16 protein-coding genes are annotated in these 19,097 nt (G+C 63.0%); 6 read left to right on the top strand and 10 right to left on the bottom strand.

Annotated elements, in window-relative coordinates; genetic code table 11:
- Positions 1-12 precede the first annotated feature (12 nt).
- Together K5X80_RS09480 and K5X80_RS09475 are read left to right on the top strand one after the other, a co-directional pair.
- Complete coding sequence (locus K5X80_RS09480) at positions 13-768, top strand: uracil-DNA glycosylase family protein (RefSeq protein WP_222557508.1); 756 nt, start codon at positions 13-15, stop codon at positions 766-768.
- A gap of 2 nt (positions 769-770) precedes the next feature.
- Complete coding sequence (locus K5X80_RS09475) at positions 771-2,567, top strand: lytic transglycosylase domain-containing protein (protein ID WP_222557507.1); 1,797 nt, start codon at positions 771-773, stop codon at positions 2,565-2,567.
- Between the two features lie 55 nt (positions 2,568-2,622).
- Here the strand turns inward: K5X80_RS09475 and K5X80_RS09470 are convergent, their stop codons facing one another.
- On the bottom strand, positions 2,623-3,069 hold the full coding sequence (locus K5X80_RS09470) for a hypothetical protein (protein ID WP_222557506.1): 447 nt from the start codon (positions 3,067-3,069) through the stop codon (positions 2,623-2,625).
- Positions 3,070-3,191: 122 nt separating this feature from the next.
- Between K5X80_RS09470 and K5X80_RS09465 the strand changes: the two genes are divergently transcribed.
- On the top strand, positions 3,192-4,280 hold the full coding sequence (locus K5X80_RS09465; protein ID WP_222557505.1) for a PA0069 family radical SAM protein: 1,089 nt from the start codon (positions 3,192-3,194) through the stop codon (positions 4,278-4,280).
- Between the two features lie 7 nt (positions 4,281-4,287).
- Here K5X80_RS09465 and dnaE read toward each other — a convergent pair whose 3' ends face one another.
- From dnaE to K5X80_RS09440, 5 genes are all read right to left on the bottom strand, one after another.
- Positions 4,288-7,761: a DNA polymerase III subunit alpha gene (dnaE, locus tag K5X80_RS09460; protein WP_222557504.1), complete on the bottom strand. Its 3,474-nt coding sequence runs from the start codon at positions 7,759-7,761 to the stop codon at positions 4,288-4,290.
- A 120-nt stretch (positions 7,762-7,881) separates the two neighbouring features.
- The gene (locus tag K5X80_RS09455; RefSeq protein ID WP_222557503.1) at positions 7,882-8,361 is read right to left on the bottom strand and encodes a glutathione peroxidase; all 480 of its coding nucleotides are present in this window, start codon (positions 8,359-8,361) and stop codon (positions 7,882-7,884) included.
- Positions 8,358-8,621, bottom strand: coding sequence for a hypothetical protein (locus tag K5X80_RS09450; RefSeq protein WP_222557502.1), 264 nt, complete (start codon positions 8,619-8,621; stop codon positions 8,358-8,360). The genes K5X80_RS09455 and K5X80_RS09450 overlap by 4 nt, the downstream gene beginning before the upstream one ends.
- A gap of 67 nt (positions 8,622-8,688) precedes the next feature.
- The gene (locus K5X80_RS09445) at positions 8,689-9,363 is read right to left on the bottom strand and encodes an ABC transporter ATP-binding protein (RefSeq protein WP_222557501.1); all 675 of its coding nucleotides are present in this window, start codon (positions 9,361-9,363) and stop codon (positions 8,689-8,691) included.
- Positions 9,356-10,597: a lipoprotein-releasing ABC transporter permease subunit gene (locus K5X80_RS09440; RefSeq protein WP_222557500.1), complete on the bottom strand. Its 1,242-nt coding sequence runs from the start codon at positions 10,595-10,597 to the stop codon at positions 9,356-9,358. Before K5X80_RS09440 ends, K5X80_RS09445 begins: the two co-directional genes overlap by 8 nt.
- A gap of 167 nt (positions 10,598-10,764) precedes the next feature.
- Here K5X80_RS09440 and purF point away from each other — a divergent pair, with 167 nt between their 5' ends.
- Together purF and K5X80_RS09430 are read left to right on the top strand one after the other, a co-directional pair.
- Positions 10,765-12,228: an amidophosphoribosyltransferase gene (purF, locus tag K5X80_RS09435; RefSeq protein ID WP_222557499.1), complete on the top strand. Its 1,464-nt coding sequence runs from the start codon at positions 10,765-10,767 to the stop codon at positions 12,226-12,228.
- Positions 12,228-12,935: an SDR family NAD(P)-dependent oxidoreductase gene (locus tag K5X80_RS09430; protein WP_222557498.1), complete on the top strand. Its 708-nt coding sequence runs from the start codon at positions 12,228-12,230 to the stop codon at positions 12,933-12,935. Before purF ends, K5X80_RS09430 begins: the two co-directional genes overlap by 1 nt.
- A gap of 11 nt (positions 12,936-12,946) precedes the next feature.
- Here the strand turns inward: K5X80_RS09430 and K5X80_RS09425 are convergent, their stop codons facing one another.
- Entirely contained in the window at positions 12,947-14,173 is a 1,227-nt protein-coding gene (locus K5X80_RS09425; RefSeq protein WP_222557497.1) for an SAM-dependent methyltransferase, read from the bottom strand.
- A 103-nt stretch (positions 14,174-14,276) separates the two neighbouring features.
- On the opposite strand from K5X80_RS09425, the gene K5X80_RS09420 reads away from it, so the two are divergent.
- Complete coding sequence (locus K5X80_RS09420; RefSeq protein ID WP_222557496.1) at positions 14,277-14,951, top strand: phosphatase PAP2 family protein; 675 nt, start codon at positions 14,277-14,279, stop codon at positions 14,949-14,951.
- Here K5X80_RS09420 and K5X80_RS09415 read toward each other — a convergent pair.
- The 3 genes from K5X80_RS09415 to K5X80_RS09405 all read right to left on the bottom strand — a co-directional run bounded on the left by K5X80_RS09415 (position 14,905) and on the right by K5X80_RS09405 (position 19,031).
- Positions 14,905-15,930, bottom strand: a complete 1,026-nt coding sequence (locus tag K5X80_RS09415) for a metal-dependent hydrolase (RefSeq protein WP_222557495.1) — start codon at positions 15,928-15,930, stop codon at positions 14,905-14,907. The two genes, K5X80_RS09420 and K5X80_RS09415, sit on opposite strands and share 47 nt — an antisense overlap.
- Before the next feature lie 129 nt (positions 15,931-16,059).
- Positions 16,060-17,076 (bottom strand): 2-oxoacid:ferredoxin oxidoreductase subunit beta, encoded by a 1,017-nt coding sequence (locus K5X80_RS09410; RefSeq protein ID WP_222557494.1) that lies wholly within the window; start codon positions 17,074-17,076, stop codon positions 16,060-16,062.
- Positions 17,073-19,031, bottom strand: a complete 1,959-nt coding sequence (locus K5X80_RS09405; RefSeq protein ID WP_222557493.1) for a 2-oxoacid:acceptor oxidoreductase subunit alpha — start codon at positions 19,029-19,031, stop codon at positions 17,073-17,075. Before K5X80_RS09405 ends, K5X80_RS09410 begins: the two co-directional genes overlap by 4 nt.
- Positions 19,032-19,097: the final 66 nt, after the last annotated feature.

Below are 19,097 nucleotides of genomic sequence, written 5' to 3'. Positions count from 1 at the left end.
AAGACCCGCGACATGGGTGGACACGCAAATCGAACGCCTGCCGAGGATCTCGCCGGCGCGCTGAACTGGTGGCGCGAGGCGGGGGTGGATCAGCATTTCCTCGACACGGCGCAGACATGGATCGCCGTGTCACCCGATCCCGCGACCGAACCGGATGCCCGCCCCCAGCGCCCAGCCAAGACGCCGGAACCAGTTGAAAAGGCACCGCCCCCGCTGCTCGCCGGGCAGGCGAACTGGCCCGCCACATTGGCCGATTTCTCATCCTGGTGGTTGAACGAGCCGGCGCTCGACCAGGGGGGCATGGCGCCGCGCGTGCCGCCGCGCGGCCCCACCAACCCGCCGCTGATGGTCCTCGTGGCCGAACCGGAAGCTGACGATCGCGATCTCCTCCTGTCCGGCCCGCTCGGCCAGTTTCTCGACGCGATGCTTCAGGCGATGGGGATCGCACCGGAAGAAATCTATCGCGCGTCCGTCCTGCCGCGCAATACGCCGCTGGCGGATTGGCCCGCGCTGGCCGAAAGCGGCCTCGGCGCGGTGACCTTGCACCATATAGGATTGGTTGCTCCTGAACGCCTGATGGTCTTCGGACGCAACATTCTGTCGCTGATAGGGCACGATCCAGCGCAAAACCCTGCCAGTTTACAGAATATAAACCATCAGAATGGCGTAATACCGCTGCTGGCTGGATGGGATCTGGCCGCGCTGCTTTCGCGGACGAAAGCACGATCGGCCCACTGGCAGCGATGGCTTGAATGGACGGATTCATAACTGTGAAGCATTTGAAAAAATGGCTGGGCACAGGGAGCATTTCCGCTGCGCTGGCCGCTGGCGCGCTGCTCACCGCCCCGCAGGTGCAAGCGCGCACTTCCGCCGAATACTTCAGCGCGCGCGCTGCATCCTATCAGGTTCCTTCCGTTCTCAGCCGCGAAGAACGCGAACTTTACCGTTCGATTTTCGAAGCCATCCGGGGCGAACAGTGGGGCCGCGCGCAATCTCTGCTGGCGGGGGACAAGGGCGGGCCACTACGCCAGATCGCGACTGCCCGGCTCTATCTCGCGGCCAATTCGCCGAAGGTGGAATTGCCGCAAATTCAGGAATGGCTTGCCGATACGGCTGCGATCAATCTGCCGCAGGCCGAACAGATCGCCCGGCTTGGCCTGCGCCGGGGCCTGACATACGCGCCACCGCTCCCCCAGGCACAACCCTTCTATTATCAGGGCACCGATCCCAAGCGCATCCGCCCCCGGCCGACCAATGACGGCACCATGCCCGCATCGATTTCGGCGGCGATTCTCGAAAGGATCAAGAACGACGATCCGGGCGGCGCACGCGCGCTGTTGGAAGGGATCGATGCGTCGCTCAGTTCCGAAGCCCGCGCCGAATGGCGCCAACGCGTGGCATGGAGCTACTATATCGAGAACGACGATGCCGCCGCGCTGGCAATGGCGCAGCGGGTATCCGAAGGTTCCGGCCCTTGGGTGCCCGAGGGTGATTGGGTCGCGGGCCTCGCTGCCTGGCGCCTGGGCGATTGCGAAAGCGCGGCCCGCTCGTTCGAAAAGACCGCCCGCAGCGCAGGCAATCCTGAATTAGGTGCGGCTGCCTACTATTGGGCCAGCCGCGCGCATGTCCGCTGCCGCACGCCCGAACGCGCCGCCGCCCTGCTGCGCAGCGCCGCCCGCGCGGACGATACGCTGTACGGCATGCTGGCGCTGGAACAACTGGGCCAGAAGATTCCGGGCAAATATGCGCAGGCCGATTTCAGCACCAACGACTGGAAAGCGCTGCGCGATATTCCCAATGTCCGCGTGGCTGCGGGGCTCGTCGAAATCGGCGAATACGATCTGGCGGACGAAGTGCTGCGTTATCAGGCCCGGATCGGCGATCCGCGCCAGTTCGACGCGCTCTCACGCCTTGCCCGCGATTTCGGGATACCCTCCACGCAGTTGTGGATGGCCTACAACGCCCCGCGCGGCGGCAATCCGGAACCGGCATCACGCTTCCCCACACCGAAATGGCAGCCTGTCACCGGCTGGCGGATCGATCCGGCGCTAGTTTATGCCCATGCTCTGCAGGAATCGAATTTCCGCACCTCTGTCGTCAGCCCGGCGGGCGCGCGCGGCCTGATGCAGATCATGCCCGGCACCGCCCAGCACCATGCCGCATCGATCAGCATGCGCGGCACCTATGGCGAACTGGAAAAGCCGGAAATCAATCTCGCCTATGGCCAGCGCACGCTGGAGGCGCTGCGCGATTCCGCGGGCACCGGCGGTTTGCTGCCTAAAGTGATGGCGGCGTACAACGCGGGCCTTTCGCCCATCACCCGCTGGAACAGCGAAATCCGCGATCAGGGCGATCCGCTGCTGTGGATGGAATCGATTCCCTATTGGGAAACGCGCGGGTACGTCGCCATCGTGACCCGCAACTACTGGATGTACGAACGGCAGGCCGATGCGGAATCGCCTAGCCGCCTGGCTCTGGCGCAGACCCGCTGGCCCGCTTTCCCCGATATCGGCAAGAGCGGCAACGCGCGGATCGCGGCCAACGATACGGGTGGCAAAGCCCGCTGATCCCAGTTCGAGAGGACATCGCCACCGGCGATGTCACACCCAGCGCGTTTGATGCTTAAGGGGTTTCTGACGCTGGCGGCGTGTCCAGCGGCCCGAATGCGCTGGACGTGTAGCCTTGCGAATTGTGCGTGATCAGCACTTTGCCATCACAGGTGAGATTCGTTTCCTGCCAGCTGGCGCTGTATTCCATACGCCCGATATCGGCGCGCGGGGTGCCATGCGCATACCATAGCTTGGCGCGATAGCGCGCCTGTTGCGCGTTCGCCCGCTCCACCCCCTGCGTGATCGGCTCCAAGGTTACCTCGCGTGTCGAACCGTCCGGGCGGACGGTCTTGGGCTCCACGGCGGCAGCGGCTTGCCCGGCCGCAGCTTCCAGCCGCGCGACGCATTCGGCGTGACTGCCCAAGGTATCACGCGTTTCGAAACCCGGAATATACCCGCTGGCCATGGCGGGCCCGGCGATCAGCGAACCCAGCACAGACAAACCGGCACCACGCATCATAGTGAAATCCTTCCGTTGTCTCCCCGCTCATGCGGGTGACGGGCAAAGTATGCAACCTTGGTGGGCCACGCGGATCAATCCACGCGTGACTCCATCGCATATGTTCTCTATATGTTCCATTCATGGCAGACAGCAAATCCCGTGTGCCCGTGCATGGCCGGGGCGCCCAATCGGGGGTGACACCCGCGCGGTTCAATCTTCCCGGTCGGACCGCCGATGGCGACTGGCTGGATGACCGTGAGAATGTGGATGGCGCTGTGGAAAAGCTGCGGACAACCGTGACGGAGGAACATCCCAGATCGATCATCAGCTTCAACCGTTCCCCCGACATTCCGTTCGATCGTTCGCTCAACGCCTATCGCGGCTGCGAACATGGCTGCATCTACTGTTACGCCCGACCCACGCACGCCTATCACGATCTTTCGCCCGGCCTCGATTTCGAAACGCGGCTGTTCGCCAAGCCGGAAGCGGCAAAGCTGTTGCGCGCGGCCTTCGCGAAACCCAGTTATCGCCCCGCGCCGCTGGCGATGGGGACGAACACCGATCCTTATCAACCGATAGAAGCGCGCTACCGCCTGACCCGGCAAGTGCTCGAACTGTGCCTCGAAACCCGCCATCCGGTCACCATCACCACCAAATCGGACCGGGTGCTTCGCGATCTCGATCTTCTGGGCGAACTGGCCCGGCTAAGGCTGACCGCTGTTGCCATATCCGTCACCAGTCTCGATCCGCACCTGTCGCGCCTGCTGGAACCGCGCGCCTCGGCCCCGGCCAAGCGGCTGGCCGCACTGGGCATTCTCGTGCGGGCGGGCGTTCCGGCCCATGTGTCCATCGCGCCCATCGTGCCCGCGATCACCGATCCGTTTATCGAGGCCATTCTTGCGGAAGCCGGCGCTTTGGGCGTCCCATCCGCCAGTTGGATCGCTTTGCGCCTGCCGCACGAAGTGGCCCCGCTGTTTCGCGAATGGCTCGATACCCACTTTCCCGATCGCGCCAGCAAAGTGATGGCCACGGTCCGCGAGATGCGCGGCGGGCGTGACAACGATTCCGATTTCTTCACCCGGATGAAGCCGCAGGGCGTGTGGGCCGATCTCATCCGCGTGCGCTTTCGCACCGCTTGTCGGCGCGCGGGCATTCCGCAAACTTCACCCCCGCTCGATTGCGGGCAGTTCCGGCCGCCGTCCCCAGCGGGTCAACTCAGCCTGTTTTGATCCGGGATCAGGAAACGAGGCGCAAATGCCGGCCTTGCGGAACCGCGCTGAGCGCGACTTTGGCAATGCCGGGAATGCTCTGCACCCGCTCCGCCAGTTCACCATCCAGCGCAAAGGCATCGCCCAGCCGCATCAGCGGATCGTTGCCGCTCGCCGTGCGCAGGCGGGCGACCACTTCGCCCTTCCCCTTTTCTCCCTCCGGTAGCAGCAGGGCCAGAGCCTGAAAGGCTTCGGCTTCGCTCACTTCCAGCGTCAACCGCATGCGCGCGCCGCTTTTCACTTCGGCCAGAGGTCGCGCCCCGCGCACGGTGACCCGGGGCGGTTCGTCAGGGCTGGGGCTGTCGAGTTCCACGTTGAGCAGCACGCAGGTGCCTTCGCGCGCCCATCTGACGAAGGGTTCGACCAGGCTTTCCTCGAAACAGGCAGCGCTGAACTGGCCGGTGGAATCGGAGAAATCGGCGCGAACGAAATCGTTGCCCTTGCGCGTCTTGCCCCGGTTCACCCCTTCCACCATCGCCGCCATCACCGCCGCGCTGCGCCCGCCGGAAACGCCGCTTTCCATCAGCCCGGCGTAAGATCGCGCACCGTTGGCGCTGGCGATGGCGCGATATTGTTCCACCGGGTGCGCCGCGAAATAGAAACCGAAATTGTCCCGTTCCTGCGCCATCTGCTCGTTCCGGCTCCACGGCTGGGCATCGACCAGCCGCAGGGCCGGTTCGGCATGATCGTCCCCGCCGAACAGGCCTGCCTGCCCGCTTTCCCGCTCCCGCACCGCGGCATCGGCGGCACCCATCAGGATTTCCGCGCTGGCAAAGACTTTGGCCCGGTTCGGCTCCAAGCTGTCGAATGCGCCCGCCCCGGCCAACGCTTCAAGCTGGCGCCGGTTCATCGATCCGGGCGGCAGACGGCGGAAAAGGTCATCCAACCCGGCAAAAGGCCCGTTCGCTTCCCGTTCGGCCACGATGGCGTCCATCGCCTTTTCGCCCACGTTGCGGATACCCGCCAGAGCATAGCGCACCGCATAGCCGGCCTCGGTCTGTTCCACCGTGAATTCGGCTTCCGAACGGTTCATGTCCGGCCCGTTGATCACAATGGGAATGCGCTGCCGCCGGGCGTCGTCGATGAACACGCTCAACTTTTCCGACTGGTGCATGTCAAAACACATCGACGCGGCGTAGAATTCTTCCGGGTAATGCGCTTTCAGCCATGCCGTCTGATAGGCAAGCAAGGCATAGGCCGCCGCGTGGCTCTTGTTGAAGCCGTAGCCTGCGAACTTGTCGATCAAATCGAACAGTTCGTTGGCCTTCTTCGGCTCGATCTCGGAAACGGCCTTGCACCCTTCGACGAAGCGCGCGCGCTGCATATCCATTTCCGCCTGGATCTTCTTGCCCATCGCGCGGCGCAGCAAGTCTGCATCGCCCAACGAATAACCGGCAAGGATCTGCGCGGCCTGCATCACCTGTTCCTGATAGACGAAAATTCCGTAGGTTTCGGACAGGATGCCTTCCAGCTTGGGATGCGGGTATTCGATCGGTTCGATCCCCGCCTTGCGCCTGCCGAACAGCGGGATGTTGTCCATCGGCCCCGGCCGGTAGAGCGAAACGAGCGCGATGATATCGCCGAAATTGGTCGGTTTCACCGAAGCCAGCGTGCGCCGCATGCCCTCGGATTCCAACTGGAACACGCCCACGGTGTTGCCCGACTGAAGCAGTTCGTAAACCTGCCGGTCGTCCCACGGCAGGCCGTCCAGATCGACAGTGATGCCACGCTTCTTCAGAAGGTCCACCGCCTTGCGCAGAACCGACAGTGTTTTCAGGCCGAGAAAGTCGAACTTCACCAGCCCCGAATCCTCGACATGTTTCATGTCGAACTGCGTCACCGGCATATCGGAACGCGGATCGCGATAGAGCGGGACAAGCTGCGCCAGAGGGCGATCCCCGATCACCACGCCCGCCGCGTGAGTCGAGCTGTTGCGCGGCAAACCTTCGAGCTGCATTGCCAGATCGACGAGACGCTTCACTTCGGGATCGACGTCGTATTCCCGCTTGAAATCGGCCGCGCCATTGAGCGCGCGCGGGAGTGTCCACGGATCGGTGGGATGGTTGGGCACCATCTTGCACAGCCGATCCACCTGGCCATAGCTCATCTGGAGAATACGGCCGCAGTCGCGCAGCACGGCGCGTGCTTTCAGCTTACCGAACGTGATGATCTGGGCGACATGATCCAGCCCATATTTGCGCTGCACATAGCGGATCACTTCACCGCGGCGGGTTTCGCAGAAGTCGATATCGAAGTCCGGCATCGAGACGCGTTCCGGATTGAGAAAGCGTTCGAACAGCAGGCCGAGACGGATCGGGTCGAGATCGGTAATCGTCAGCGCCCAGGCAACCAGCGAACCGGCGCCCGAACCACGACCCGGCCCCACCGGAATCCCGTTTTCCTTGGCCCATTTGATGAAGTCGGCAACGATCAGGAAGTAGCCGGGAAAACCCATGCGCGTGATGATGTCGACTTCAAACTGCAAACGGTCTTCATAGACTTGTCGTTCCTCGTCCGACATCTCGCCATATGGGGCAAGACGCATTTCGAGGCCCCGCCGCGCATCCTCGGCCATCATCCGTGCTTCGCCTTCCGTGTCCCCGGCAAGGCTCGGCAAGATCGGCTTCCGCTTGGGCGGGGCGACGGCACAGCGCTGGGCCACAACCAGCGTGTTGGCGGTCGCTTCGGGCAGATCGGCAAACAGTTCGGCCATCGCGTCCGCCGGTTTGACGAAGTTTTCGGCGGAGGAGCGCGGGCGATCCGGGGCATCGATATGCGTCGAATGGGCGATGCACAGCATTGCATCGTGCGCCGCACGGAAATGCTGTTCGGCGAAATTCGCGGGATTGGTCGCCACCAGGGGCAGATCGCGGGCATAGGCCAGTTCGATCAGCGCCTCTTCCGCGGCTTCCTCCACCGGGTCGTTGCGGCGGGCAATCTCCACATAGAGCCGCCCCGGGAACAACCCTTCGAGCCATTCGGCATAGGCCTTGGCGTGATCGTGCTGCCCTTCGGCCAGAAGGCGCGTCAGCCCCCCTTCCCCGGCGCCGGTCAGCGCGATCAGGCCACCGGTATGGCCATCCAGCCATTCGCGCATGACATGGGGATCTTCATGCAAAGGCCGGTCGAGATGGGCCCGGCTGACCAGATGGCAGAGATTGTCCCACCCCTGTTCGTCCTGCGCATAGAGCGGAAGATAGTCGATCGGCCCGCCTTCGCCCCGGGACACGCCCAGCAAAGTCCCGACGATCGGCTGAACGCCTTTGTCGCGGCAAGCCCCGGCGAATGCGACGGAGCCATAGAGACCGTTCCGGTCGCAGATCGCAATGGCGGGAAAGCCGCGATCCTTGGCCAGTTGCGCGATGGCTTTGGGATCGATCGCCCCTTCGAGCATCGAATAGGACGAAAGGATGCGCAGAGGGACAAAGGGGGCGTAGGCCATGCACGAAAGTAGCGCCGGGCAAGCCCGACTTTCAACCCCGGCCCGACGCGAAAGTGCGGAAAACCCCGGAGGACGCGCCCTAGCCCGATAGGCTCTCGCGCATCAGGCATTCCTGCAAGCCTAAAGCAAGGCTTCGATGTCCCGTTCCAGCGCTTCGGGCTTGTCGGTCGGAGCATAGCGGCGCACGACATGGCCCGCCCGGTCGATCAGGAATTTGGTGAAGTTCCATTTGATACCGCGCGTCCCCAATACGCCGGGTGCTTCACCCTTGAGCCAGTGGTAGAGCGGAATGGCCCCATCGCCGTTGACGTCGACTTTGGCCATGACCGGGAAAGTCACATCGTAGGTCAGCTTGCAGAATCTGGCGATCTCGTCCGCATCGCCGGGCTCCTGCTTACCGAACTGGTTGCAGGGAAAACCCAGCACCGCAAAGCCGCGATCAGCGTATCTGCGGTGCAGAGCTTCAAGCCCGGCATATTGCGGCGTGAAGCCGCATTTGCTGGCGGTGTTGACGATCAGCAGGACCTTGCCTTGCTGCTCAGCCAGATTCAGCAGGCTGCCATCCGGCCTTGCGACCGAGAAATCGCCAATCGCGGTCAAGCGTTCGCGCCGGGAAAATCGGGGCGTGAAGCCAGCGCCATGATCTCGCCCAGCGAAAGGCGGTGGTCGCCCGACTTCGCGATTTCGTAATTCGCCCGCTCATCCTCAGGCAGGCGGGCGACAAAAGCGACCAGTTCGGCCAGAGTGCCGCTACGAATCGTTTTCAATCCTGAGAACACCCCGCCGCCATCATCCTTGCGATGCAATTCCGAATGATCTTCCCATTCCACCGGAAAGCCTTGCGCGGGTGTGTCGTTCATAGTTTGCGGTTCCCTATGCTGTTCACCTGAATATGTGGCCTTTGCAGCAGGAATATCAATCGCAAACCTACTGCAAATGTCCATCATGCAGCCGCACGACGCGATCCATCGCCTGCGCCAGCTTTTCGTTATGAGTCGCAACCAGCGCCGCGCTCCCTTCCCCGCGGACGAGTTGCAGAAACTGATCGAGCACCTTGTTCGCGGTGGCTTCGTCCAGATTGCCGGTCGGTTCGTCAGCCAGCACCAGCTGGGGGCGATTGGCCAGCGCACGGGCCACGGCCACGCGTTGCTGTTCCCCGCCGGAAAGCTGGCTCGGCCGGTGATCCAGCCGCTGGCCCAGCCCTAGCGCTTCCAGCAGTTCGGTCGCGCGCCGCGCGCCATCGTCCCACGCCTTGCCCCCCACCAGTTGCGGCAGGACAACATTCTCCAGCGCGGAGAAATCGGGCAGCAGATGGTGGAACTGATAGACGAAGCCGAGATGATCGCGGCGCAAAGTCGTGCGCTGATCGCCCGAAAGGGCGCTGGCGTCGGTCCCGGCGATTTCTATCTTCCCGCCGAACCCGCCTTCCAGCAGGCCGATGGCCTGCAACATCGTCGACTTGCCCGCGCCCGAGGGACCGAGCAGCGCAACGATCTCGCCCGGTTCGATCGTCAGATCGATACCGCGCAGCACATCGATCCGCACACCGCCCTGTTCGAAGCTACGGGTCAGCCCTGTCAGGCGCACAATAGGATTACTCATAACGCAGAACCTGTACCGGATCGGTGCTGGCGGCTTTGAACGCGGGATAGAGCGTGGCCAGGAAGCTGAAGCCCAGTGCCATCAGGCAAATCACCGTCACTTCCACCGGATCGGTGCGCGAAGGCAGCTCGGTGAGGAAGCGAATCGACGGGTCCCATAGGTTCTGGCCGGTGACGATCTCGATCGCGTGCACGATTGGCTGGCGGAAATAGAGGAACACGAAACCCAGAACGAGCCCCGCCACCGTGCCCAGCGCTCCGATCACGAAACCGATGGTTACGAAAATCTTCATCAGGCTCCGCCTCGTTGCCCCCATGGTGCGCATGATGGCGATGTCGCGCGTTTTCGCGCGCACCAGCATGATCAGGCTGGAAAGGATGTTGAACACCGCCACCAGCACGATGATCGACAGAACCACGAACATCGCCACGCGTTCCACCGCGAGCGCTTCGAACAGGCTGGCATTGATCGTCTTCCAGTCCGAAATCACTGCCTGTCCAGCCAGTTTCTTCGTCAACGGAGCCAGCAGTTGCGTGACCTTGTCGGGATCGTCGGTCTTGACCTCGATCATGCCCACCGCGTCACCTGTCAGCAGCAGTGTCTGCGCGTCCTGCATCGGCATGACGACGAAAGCCTGATCGTAGTCGTAGATGCCGATCTCGAAAATCGCGGAGACCCGGTAGCCGATCTCACGCGGCACAGTGCCGAAGGGGGTGGAACGCCCCTGCGGATTGATGATGGTGATCGTATCGCCCACCCGCGCGCCGAGATTCTCGGCCAACCGCAGGCCGATGGCCACGTTGCCGGCACCTGGGCGCAGTTCGGCAAGATCGCCCACCGTCTTCTGCGCTTCGAGCCGACGGATGTCTTCCTGTGTGTTGCCGCGTACCAGAATCGCTTCCACTCGGCCGTTGAAACTGGTCAACAGCGGCTGTTCGATCAGGGGTGATGCGCGCACGACACCGGGCGTCGCTTTCACTTCTTTCAGCACGCTCTGCCAGTTTTCCAGCCGCCCACCATAGGCCTGGATGATGGCATGGCCGTTCAGTCCAACGATCTTGTCCAGCAATTCGCCGCGAAATCCGTTCATCACGCTCATCACGATGACAAGCGCGGCGACACCCAGCATCACCGCGGCGAGACTGATACCCGCAACCATGGCGATAAAGGCTTCACCGCGCCCCGGCAGAAGGTAACGCTTGGCGATCGTCCGTTCGAAAGGAGTGAGAAGCAAGGAACCTGCTTTGTGCTAATGGAATGCTGCACGGGATGTAGGGGCCACGCACAGTGGAGGCAACCGATTTGCGCTTGTCGCGACACGCCCTCTTGTAATCCGCGCGTAACATCGCCATTGCGGGGATCGATAGCAGCGCGGCAGCTGGCGAACCCTCACAGGCGATCATGATTACCCATCCCTTCTATGACGCGGACGGCGACAAGCTGCGCGAAGAGTGCGGCGTTTTCGGCGTTATCAATGCCAACGATGCGGCGGCGATTACCGCCCTCGGCCTCCATGCCCTGCAACATCGCGGGCAGGAAGCGGCAGGCATCACCAGTTTCGATGGCAAGGAATTCTATTCCCGCCGCGGCCTGGGCCATGTGGCCGACAATTTCTCCAGCGGCAGCGTGATCGGCGAACTGCCCGGATCGATGGCCGCGGGCCATGTCCGCTATTCGACGACCGGCGGCGCGGGCCTGCGCAATGTCCAGCCGCTCTATGCGGAACTCGCCTCGGGCGGCTTCGCCATCGCGCACAATGGCAATATTTCCAATGCCATGCACTTGCGCCAGGCACTGGTGCAGAAGGGCGCGATCTTCCAGTCGACGTCCGATACGGAAGTGATCATCCACCTGATCGCGACCAGCCGCTACCCCACTCTGCTCGATCGGTTCGTGGACGCGTTGCGCCTTGTCGAAGGCGCCTATTCGCTGATCTGCATGACTAAGAAGCGCATGGTCGCGTGCCGCGATCCGCTGGGCATCCGCCCGCTGGTGATGGGCAAGCTGGGCGATGCGATCGTCTTCGCCAGCGAAACGGTAGCGCTGGACGTCGTCGGCGCGCAGTTCGTGCGCGAGGTGGAACCGGGCGAACTGGTCGAAGTGCGGCTCGACGGCCGGATCACGAGCCATCGCCCGTTCGGCGAATCGAATCCGCGCCCGTGCATTTTCGAACACGTCTATTTCAGCCGCCCGGATTCGATCATGGGGGGCACCTCGGTCTATCAAGCCCGCCGCCAGATCGGTGTGGAGCTGGCCAAGGAAGCCCCTGTCGAAGCCGATCTGGTGGTTCCCGTGCCCGACAGCGGCGTGCCTGCCGCCATCGGTTATGCCCAGCAATCGGGCATTCCGTTCGAACTGGGCATTATCCGTTCGCACTATGTCGGGCGAACCTTCATCCAGCCTTCCGACGGGCAACGCAGTTCCAGTGTGAAGCGCAAGCACAACGCCAACCGCGCGCTGGTGGAAGGCAAGCGGATCGTGCTGATCGACGATTCCATCGTGCGTGGCACCACCAGCCTCAAGATCGTGCAGATGATGCGCGAAGCAGGCGCGGCGGAAGTGCATATGCGCATCGCCAGCCCGCCGACGATGCATAGCTGCTTCTACGGTGTCGATACGCCCGAACGCTCCAAGCTGTTGGCCGCGAAAATGGATATCGATGCGATGCGCGACTTCATCCAGGCGGATAGCCTAGCTTTCGTTTCGATCGACGGGCTCTATCGCGCGGTCGGCACGAGCGGGCGCGATGCGGGTTGCCCGCAATATTGCGATGCCTGCTTCACCGGCGAATACCCCACCACGCTGACCGATCATGCAGACAAGGACGATCAGGCCGAATTCATGACCCCGATCAAGGTCGCCTGATGAACGGCGCACTTGCAGGCCAAACGGCGCTGGTCACCGGCGCGAGCCAGGGAATCGGCGCCGCCACGGCCAAGGCGCTGGCCGCGGCGGGCGCGCATGTCATCCTGACCGCGCGCAACGACCGCAAGCTGGAAGAAATCGAACAGGCCATTCACGAGGCTGGCGGCACAGCGACCATTGCCCCGCTCGACCTTGCCGAAAGCGACGGGATTGCCCGTCTGGCCACAGCCATCGCCAATCGCTGGGATCGCCTCGATATCATGGTGATCTGCGGCGCGATCCTGCCCCAGCTCACCCCGGTGACGCAGATCGACCAGAGCGCATTCAGCAAGGCGCTGACTGTCAATCTCCTCGCCACGCAGGCGCTGATCGGGGCGTTCGATCCGCTGATGAAGCGCAGCGACAATGCGCGCATCATCGGCCTGACCAGCAGTGTGGGTAGGGCCCCCCGCGCCTATTGGGGCGCCTATGGGGCAACCAAGGCCGCGTTCGAAACGCTGCTCGCGTGCCATGCGCAAGAAGTGGAGAAGATTTCCAACACCCGCGTCGCCATCGTCGATCCGGGTGCTACGCGCACGGCCATGCGCGCCAAGGCCTATCCGGGCGAAGATCCGCAAACGGTCAAACCCGCCGAAGCGGTGGCGGAGCGGATCGTAGCGTTGGTGCAGGAACCTTTTCCCACGGGCCATCGCGAACGCGTGGCGTAACAGGCGGGGCGTCACCCCTGTTTGACCAGAGTCGCCTGGCTGACGGTAATTCCACCGCCGCGAAAGCCGCCTTCGCAATACATCAGATAGTAGCGCCACAGCCGCACGAAGCGTTCGTCAAAGCCAGCAGGCAGGCGCTTTTCGGCCACCGCCGCATCGAAACGGAGCCGCCACTGGCGCAAGGTTTCCGCGTAATCGAGGCCGAAATCGCGCTGATCGAGCCAGCTTAAGCCCCGCTCCATCGCCAGTTTGCGAAATTCGCTCGCGCGAATCAGCAATCCGCCGGGGAAGACATAGGCCTGAATGAAATCCACGCTTGCCGCGTAAGCTTCGAACAGCGAATCCTTCATCGCGATGAACTGGATCGCCGCCCGTCCACCGGGTTTGAGGCAACGGGCCACGCTGTCGAAATAGTCCGGCCAGTACTTGCGACCGACCGCTTCCACCATTTCGACGCTGACAATCGCATCGAATGGCCCGGTGACATCGCGATAGTCCTGCTTGTGGAAAGCGATAGTGGGCGATTGCCGCGCTTTCGCCCAGGCGAGTTGTTCGTCCGAAAGGCTGATCGCCGTCACCTGCGCACCGCGCCGGGCAAAGAAATCCGCCAGCCCGCCCCAACCGCAGCCGATTTCGAGCACGGTTTTCACATCCCCGACCCGATCGGCCAGCAATGTCCATTTGCGATGCTGCGCCTCCTCCAGCGAACCGTTCCTATCGAAGACCGCGCTGGAATAGCTCATGCTGGGATCGAGCCATGCTTCGTAGAAATCGTTGCCGAGATCATAGTGCGCATGGATGTTGCGTTCCGCGCCCGCCTTGCTGTTGCGGTTGAACCAATGGCCCAACCGCGCGATCTGCCGCCACAGCCCGCCAGCACGGCCGATGTTGCCCAGCGAATCGCCATTGGCCATGACCAGTGCGAACAGGGTGACGGGATCGGGGCTGTCCCACTCCCCCAGTTCCCATGCACGATACCAGCCGACGGAACCGCTCGTCGCCAGCCGCGACAACGCGCGCCAGTTGCGCAATTCCAGTTCCGCGTCAAAGCCCGGCACTCTGCCGCCCAGCACCCGCTCGCTGCCATCGGGCAGGCGCACACGGATCGTGCCGGATTCTAGCCCTTGATCCAGACGACCGATCAGCCGCTCGAACCCGCCATTCCACAGGCGCACGAGCCACCCCAGACCGCTGCCGATCCGATTGCCCCCTTCAATCAGGGCGCGTCCTCTCTCCATGCCCCATGTATTCATGAGGACAGACTATCATCGCTGTTCCACGCCGGGCAAGATAGGCCGAGAAAGCTTGCCTTGCCATGGCCGATTGCCTCATCCTCCGGCGATGGGCTCCTCTTTCCCTTACAAACCACCAGATCGCCGGACCATGTTCATCGCCGCGCTGCTGTGCTGGGGCGGCTTCGCCCTGGTCGCCCTGCTGACCTTCACCGGCCATATGGCGGGGTTCGACAAAGCCGGATTACTGCTGTGGCGCGAAGCGGACGGCTTGATCCCCGCAAGTCCCCCATGGCTGAACACGGGTGTCATCGCGCTGACCCATCTTGGCGGGGTGCCGGTGCGCAATGCCATCGCACTGGCGGCAGCGATCACACTGGTGCTCGCGCATAGCAGGCGGCAGGCTCTATGCCTCAGCCTTACGGTTATCGGCGGATGGATCGCCAACAGCGCACTGAAGACGTTGTTCGACCGCCCTCGCCCGACCATCGTTCCGCATCTGACATATGCCGGCGGACCAAGCTTTCCTTCGGGTCACAGCTTCAACGCCGGGCTGATCTATATAGCCATGGCCCTGATTGCAGCCGGCTGGGCCACGCGCCGTCCCGCCCGTGTCATGCTGGTTTCGGCCGCCATCATGCTCAGCCTGGCCATTGCCGGCAGCCGGGTCTGGCTCGGCGTGCACTATCCCAGCGATGTGATCGCGGGATGGCTCGGCGGGGCAGGTCTGGCCTTTCTTATGGCCGCGTGGTTCCTGCCGGAAGCTCCTCCGCGCGGGCGGTAGCAGCGCATCCGGGCCCCGGCTGCGGCACGGTGACGACATAGTGGAACGGATTGCGCACTTCGCGCCCGAAAATGCGCCCGCCGCTGAAGCGGGCATCGCCAAATACCATGCGCACTCCGCACCGTTCCTGCTCCAATTGAGCCACCGGCATCACCGACCACCGCATGAACTGGCGCAACTCATCCGTCGAAAAGGCAGCCCGGCGCACCAGCGGATCATGCATATTGTCCGGAGTGGGCGCCGAAAGCGGCCCGAGCCCGGAAAAGGGCGACCAGTCCGCCCGACCGATATAGCCATCCCGCCGCCAGACCACTTCACGCGTCCAGAAACGCAGCGGTTCCAGCCCTGCGAACATCACTTCCGGCGGAGCGCCCGGTAGCGCGCGGACGACCTCCCGCTGCGCCTGTGCCGTCAAGACAAGATTGAGCCCGATATAGCAGGTAAGCAAAGCAATCGCCCCGCGTGCGGGCATGCGTGGATCGCCCGCCTTGCGCCCCTGTTCACGCTTGCGCGAAAGCCAGATGGCGAAGCCCAGCGTCAGCCATAGCCACAGGTCGATAATGAACAGCGATTCGGTATGGAACCAGTTCTCGCTGAAGGGAGAAAGCAGCTGCACCGCATAGCTGGTCTGCATGTCGAGGAACGGATGGCTCAAGGCGCCGATGTAGCTCAACACCACCAGCCACCCGAAATGCATCGGCAATCCGCTTTTGAACACCGCGCCCCGGCGCATCTGCCACCGGTCCAGCAGCCATAGCAGACCCGCTAGGATGACAGGCATCCAGATGATTCCACCGACCAGCCCGTGCGTGAAACCGCGATGGGTGGCGAGCGGAACCCAGCAGCTATGGCCGAAGAACACGTCGAGATCGGGCATGTTCGCGCCAAGAATCAGCGCAGCCAGGCCCTTGCGGGTCCGTTGCTTGAGACCGGCCTGGCCCAGGGCCCAGCCAGTGAGGCTATGTGTCAGATTATCCATGGCTTCGGTGAGCAGACCCGCTCTGTGTTTTCAGACGCCTACAAACAAGCAATCCGGAGCCTGCACCGCAAGCCCCGGATTGCCCGAATATTCAGACTATCCGTTCGTAAGGAACGGCTTTCGTCCGGTTCAGTCCTTGACCGTCCAGGTCTGCCCCTTGGCGAGAAGCTTGCCGAGATCGGCAACCTTGCCTTCGCGCGCCTTGGCATCCTGGCCGAGCAGCGACGACTCGTAAGTCGGGCGCGGATCATCATAGATCACGCCCAGCGCCATCGGGAACGGGCCAAATGGCATTTCGACCAGCATATGCGCGACCGAGCGGTTCGTCACGTCGTGCACGATCACGCCGGCCGCCTGCCAATCGCCATCGGCCACGTCGACGACTTTGAGCGTCAGCGTGTCATGGTCGAGCGCGATACCCTGCGTGCCCTTGTTGAACAGCATCGGTTCGCCATTTTCGAGCCAGAGCTGGTTGGCATCGGCATTGCCCTTGGCGACAAAATCATCGAACCGGTCTTTGTTATAGACGATGCAGTTCTGGAAGATTTCGACGAAGGCCGCGCCCTTATGGGCATGGGCGGCTTTCAGCACTGCCGGCAGGTTCTTCGACACGTCATAGGCGCGAGCCACGAAGCGCCCGCCCGCACCGAGTGCGAAAGCGCAGGGCAGCGCCGGGCGATCGACCGAACCCAGCGGGGTCGACGGGCTCGGCGTGCCGACGCGGCTGGTGGGCGAGAACTGGCCTTTGGTCAGGCCGTAAATCTCGTTGTTGAACAGCATAATCTGGCAATCGAGATTGCGGCGGATCACGTGCATCGTGTGATTGCCGCCGATGGACATGCCATCACCGTCGCCGGTGATCAGCCACACGTCCAGATCCGGATTGGCCAGCTTGATGCCCGTGGCGAACGCCGGGGCGCGGCCATGGATCGTGTGGAAGCCGTAGCTTTCGATATAGTACGGGAACCGGCTGGAACAGCCGATGCCCGAGACGAACACCGTGTTCGAGGGGTCCACGCCGAGTTCCGGCAGCGTGCGCTGCACCGCCTTGAGAATCGCGTAGTCGCCGCAACCCGGGCACCAGCGAACTTCTTGGTCGGTTTCCCAGTCCTTCAGCGTCGTGCTGATCTTGGTCATCTCGTTCATTGGTTTTCGGCCTCCACGCTGGGGAGCTGCGTTTCATTGACGGGCACTTCGCCGCCTTCATTGCCCGGGATATTGTCGAAGAACGTGGCAATCGCCGCTTCGATTTCGGCAATGGCGAACGGCTGGCCCGAAACCTTGTTGAGCGGCTTGGCATCGACCAGGAACTGATCGCGCAGCACGGTCTTGAACTGGCCGGTGTTCATTTCCGGCACCAGGATATTGTCATAGCTGCGCAGCAGATCGCCGAGATTGGTCGGCAACGGCCAGACATGGCGGACATGGACATGGCTGACATCCAGACCCTTGGCCCGCGCGCGGCGGACCGCCTGATAGATCGGGCCAAAAGTCGAACCCCAGCCGACGACCGCCAGCTTGCCCGACGTGTTGCCAAGCACGACATCCTGCTGCGGCACGCCCTTGGCGATGCCATCCACCTTGTCCTTGCGGGCATCGGTCTGCGCCTGGTGCGTGGCGGGCGAATAGTCGAGATTGCCGGTGCCGATGGCCTTCTCGATCCCGCCGATGCGGTGCATCAGACCCGGCGTGCCCGGCTTGATCCACGGACGCACACCGCGTTCATCGCGCTTGTAGGGCAGAAGCGTGTCGTCAGGGCCGTTCTTTTCGGTGAGGAACTTGGCCGGGAACGGCTCGTACTCCGAAGGATCGGGCACTTTCCACGGTTCGGCCGCGTTGCCGATATATCCGTCGGTCAACAGCATGACCGGGGTCATGTACTGCACCGCGAGGCGGCACGCCTCGATAGCGCATTCGAACGCATCGGACGGGCTGCGCGCGGCGATTACCGGCAGCGGCGTATCGCCATTGCGGCCATAGATCGCCTGATAGAGATCGGATTGTTCGGTCTTGGTCGGCAGGCCGGTGGACGGGCCGCCGCGCTGCGAATTGACGATCACCAGCGGCAGTTCGGTCATCACCGCGAGGCCCATCGCCTCACCCTTGAGCGCGATGCCCGGGCCAGAGGACGAGGTGACGCCGAGATGCCCGGCATAGGATGCGCCGATGGCGGAACAGATTGCCGCGATTTCGTCTTCCGCCTGGAAGGTGGTGACGCCGAATTCCTTCATCTTGGCGAGGTTGTGCAAAATCGCCGATGCCGGGGTGATCGGATAGCCGCCGAAGAAGATCGGCAGCCCCGCAAGCTGCGCACCCGCCACAAGGCCGAGGCTGACCGCTTCCGCACCGGTGATCGTGCGATAGACGCCCGGCGCGCTCGGCACCGGATCCAGATGCAGCTTCTTGAGCGGACCGGCGATTTCCGCCGTTTCGCCATAGGCATGCCCGGCGTTGAGCGCGGCAATGTTGGCCTGCGCGATATCGGGCTTCTTGGCGAACTTGCTGTTCAGCCAGTCGACGATCGGCTGCCGGTCACGGTCGAACATCCACAGCGCGAGGCCGAGCGTCCACATGTTCTTGCAGCGCAACGCTTCCTTGTTGCCAAGGCCGAAGGGCTTGACCGCTTCGATCGTCAGCGCGCTAATGTCGAATGCTAGCAAATCCCACTTCGAAAGGCTGCCATCCTCCAGCGGATTGCTGTCGTACTTCGCCTTTTCGAGATTGCGCTTGGTGAATTCACCCGAGTCCGCGATAATCAGGCCGCCGAGCTTCAGCGCCTGCACGTTGGTCTTCAGCGCGGCCGGATTCATCGCCACCAACACGTCCGGCGCATCGCCCGCGGTGCTGATATCGGTCGAGCCGAAATTGATCTGGAAGGCCGAAACCCCGAACAGAGTCCCTTGCGGCGCGCGAATTTCGGCCGGGAAGTCAGGGAAAGTGGCGAGATCGTTCCCCGCCAGGGCCGTGGAAAGCGTAAACTGACCGCCGGTCAACTGCATGCCATCGCCGCTGTCGCCCGCGAAGCGGACCACCACGGCTTCGGGTGTATCACTTTGCGCTATACCGGCCACGTTATCGGCCGCTGCAACGGAACTTGCCATTCACTCACCTCTTGCCGCCCGGCGCGGACGGATATTGCGACATGTCCAACGCACTATTCCCGCGCC

The organism is Caenibius sp. WL, assembly GCF_019803445.1.
GTDB lineage: Bacteria > Pseudomonadota > Alphaproteobacteria > Sphingomonadales > Sphingomonadaceae > Caenibius.
The sequence above is the reverse complement of the archived record's forward strand: the minus strand, read 5'-3'. Positions and strand labels throughout refer to the sequence as shown.

Coding starts and splice junctions, on each gene's coding strand:
- K5X80_RS09480 (WP_222557508.1), top strand. CDS start 13: ATGGGTGGACACGCAAATCGAACGCCTGCCGAGGATCTCGCCGGCGCG.
- K5X80_RS09470 (WP_222557506.1), bottom strand. CDS start 3,069: ATGATGCGTGGTGCCGGTTTGTCTGTGCTGGGTTCGCTGATCGCCGGG.
- K5X80_RS09465 (WP_222557505.1), top strand. CDS start 3,192: ATGGCAGACAGCAAATCCCGTGTGCCCGTGCATGGCCGGGGCGCCCAA.
- dnaE (WP_222557504.1), bottom strand. CDS start 7,761: ATGGCCTACGCCCCCTTTGTCCCTCTGCGCATCCTTTCGTCCTATTCG.
- K5X80_RS09450 (WP_222557502.1), bottom strand. CDS start 8,621: ATGAACGACACACCCGCGCAAGGCTTTCCGGTGGAATGGGAAGATCAT.
- K5X80_RS09445 (WP_222557501.1), bottom strand. CDS start 9,363: ATGAGTAATCCTATTGTGCGCCTGACAGGGCTGACCCGTAGCTTCGAA.
- purF (WP_222557499.1), top strand. CDS start 10,765: ATGATTACCCATCCCTTCTATGACGCGGACGGCGACAAGCTGCGCGAA.
- K5X80_RS09430 (WP_222557498.1), top strand. CDS start 12,228: ATGAACGGCGCACTTGCAGGCCAAACGGCGCTGGTCACCGGCGCGAGC.
- K5X80_RS09425 (WP_222557497.1), bottom strand. CDS start 14,173: ATGGAGAGAGGACGCGCCCTGATTGAAGGGGGCAATCGGATCGGCAGC.
- K5X80_RS09420 (WP_222557496.1), top strand. CDS start 14,277: ATGGGCTCCTCTTTCCCTTACAAACCACCAGATCGCCGGACCATGTTC.
- K5X80_RS09415 (WP_222557495.1), bottom strand. CDS start 15,930: ATGGATAATCTGACACATAGCCTCACTGGCTGGGCCCTGGGCCAGGCC.
- K5X80_RS09410 (WP_222557494.1), bottom strand. CDS start 17,076: ATGAACGAGATGACCAAGATCAGCACGACGCTGAAGGACTGGGAAACC.
- K5X80_RS09405 (WP_222557493.1), bottom strand. CDS start 19,031: ATGGCAAGTTCCGTTGCAGCGGCCGATAACGTGGCCGGTATAGCGCAA.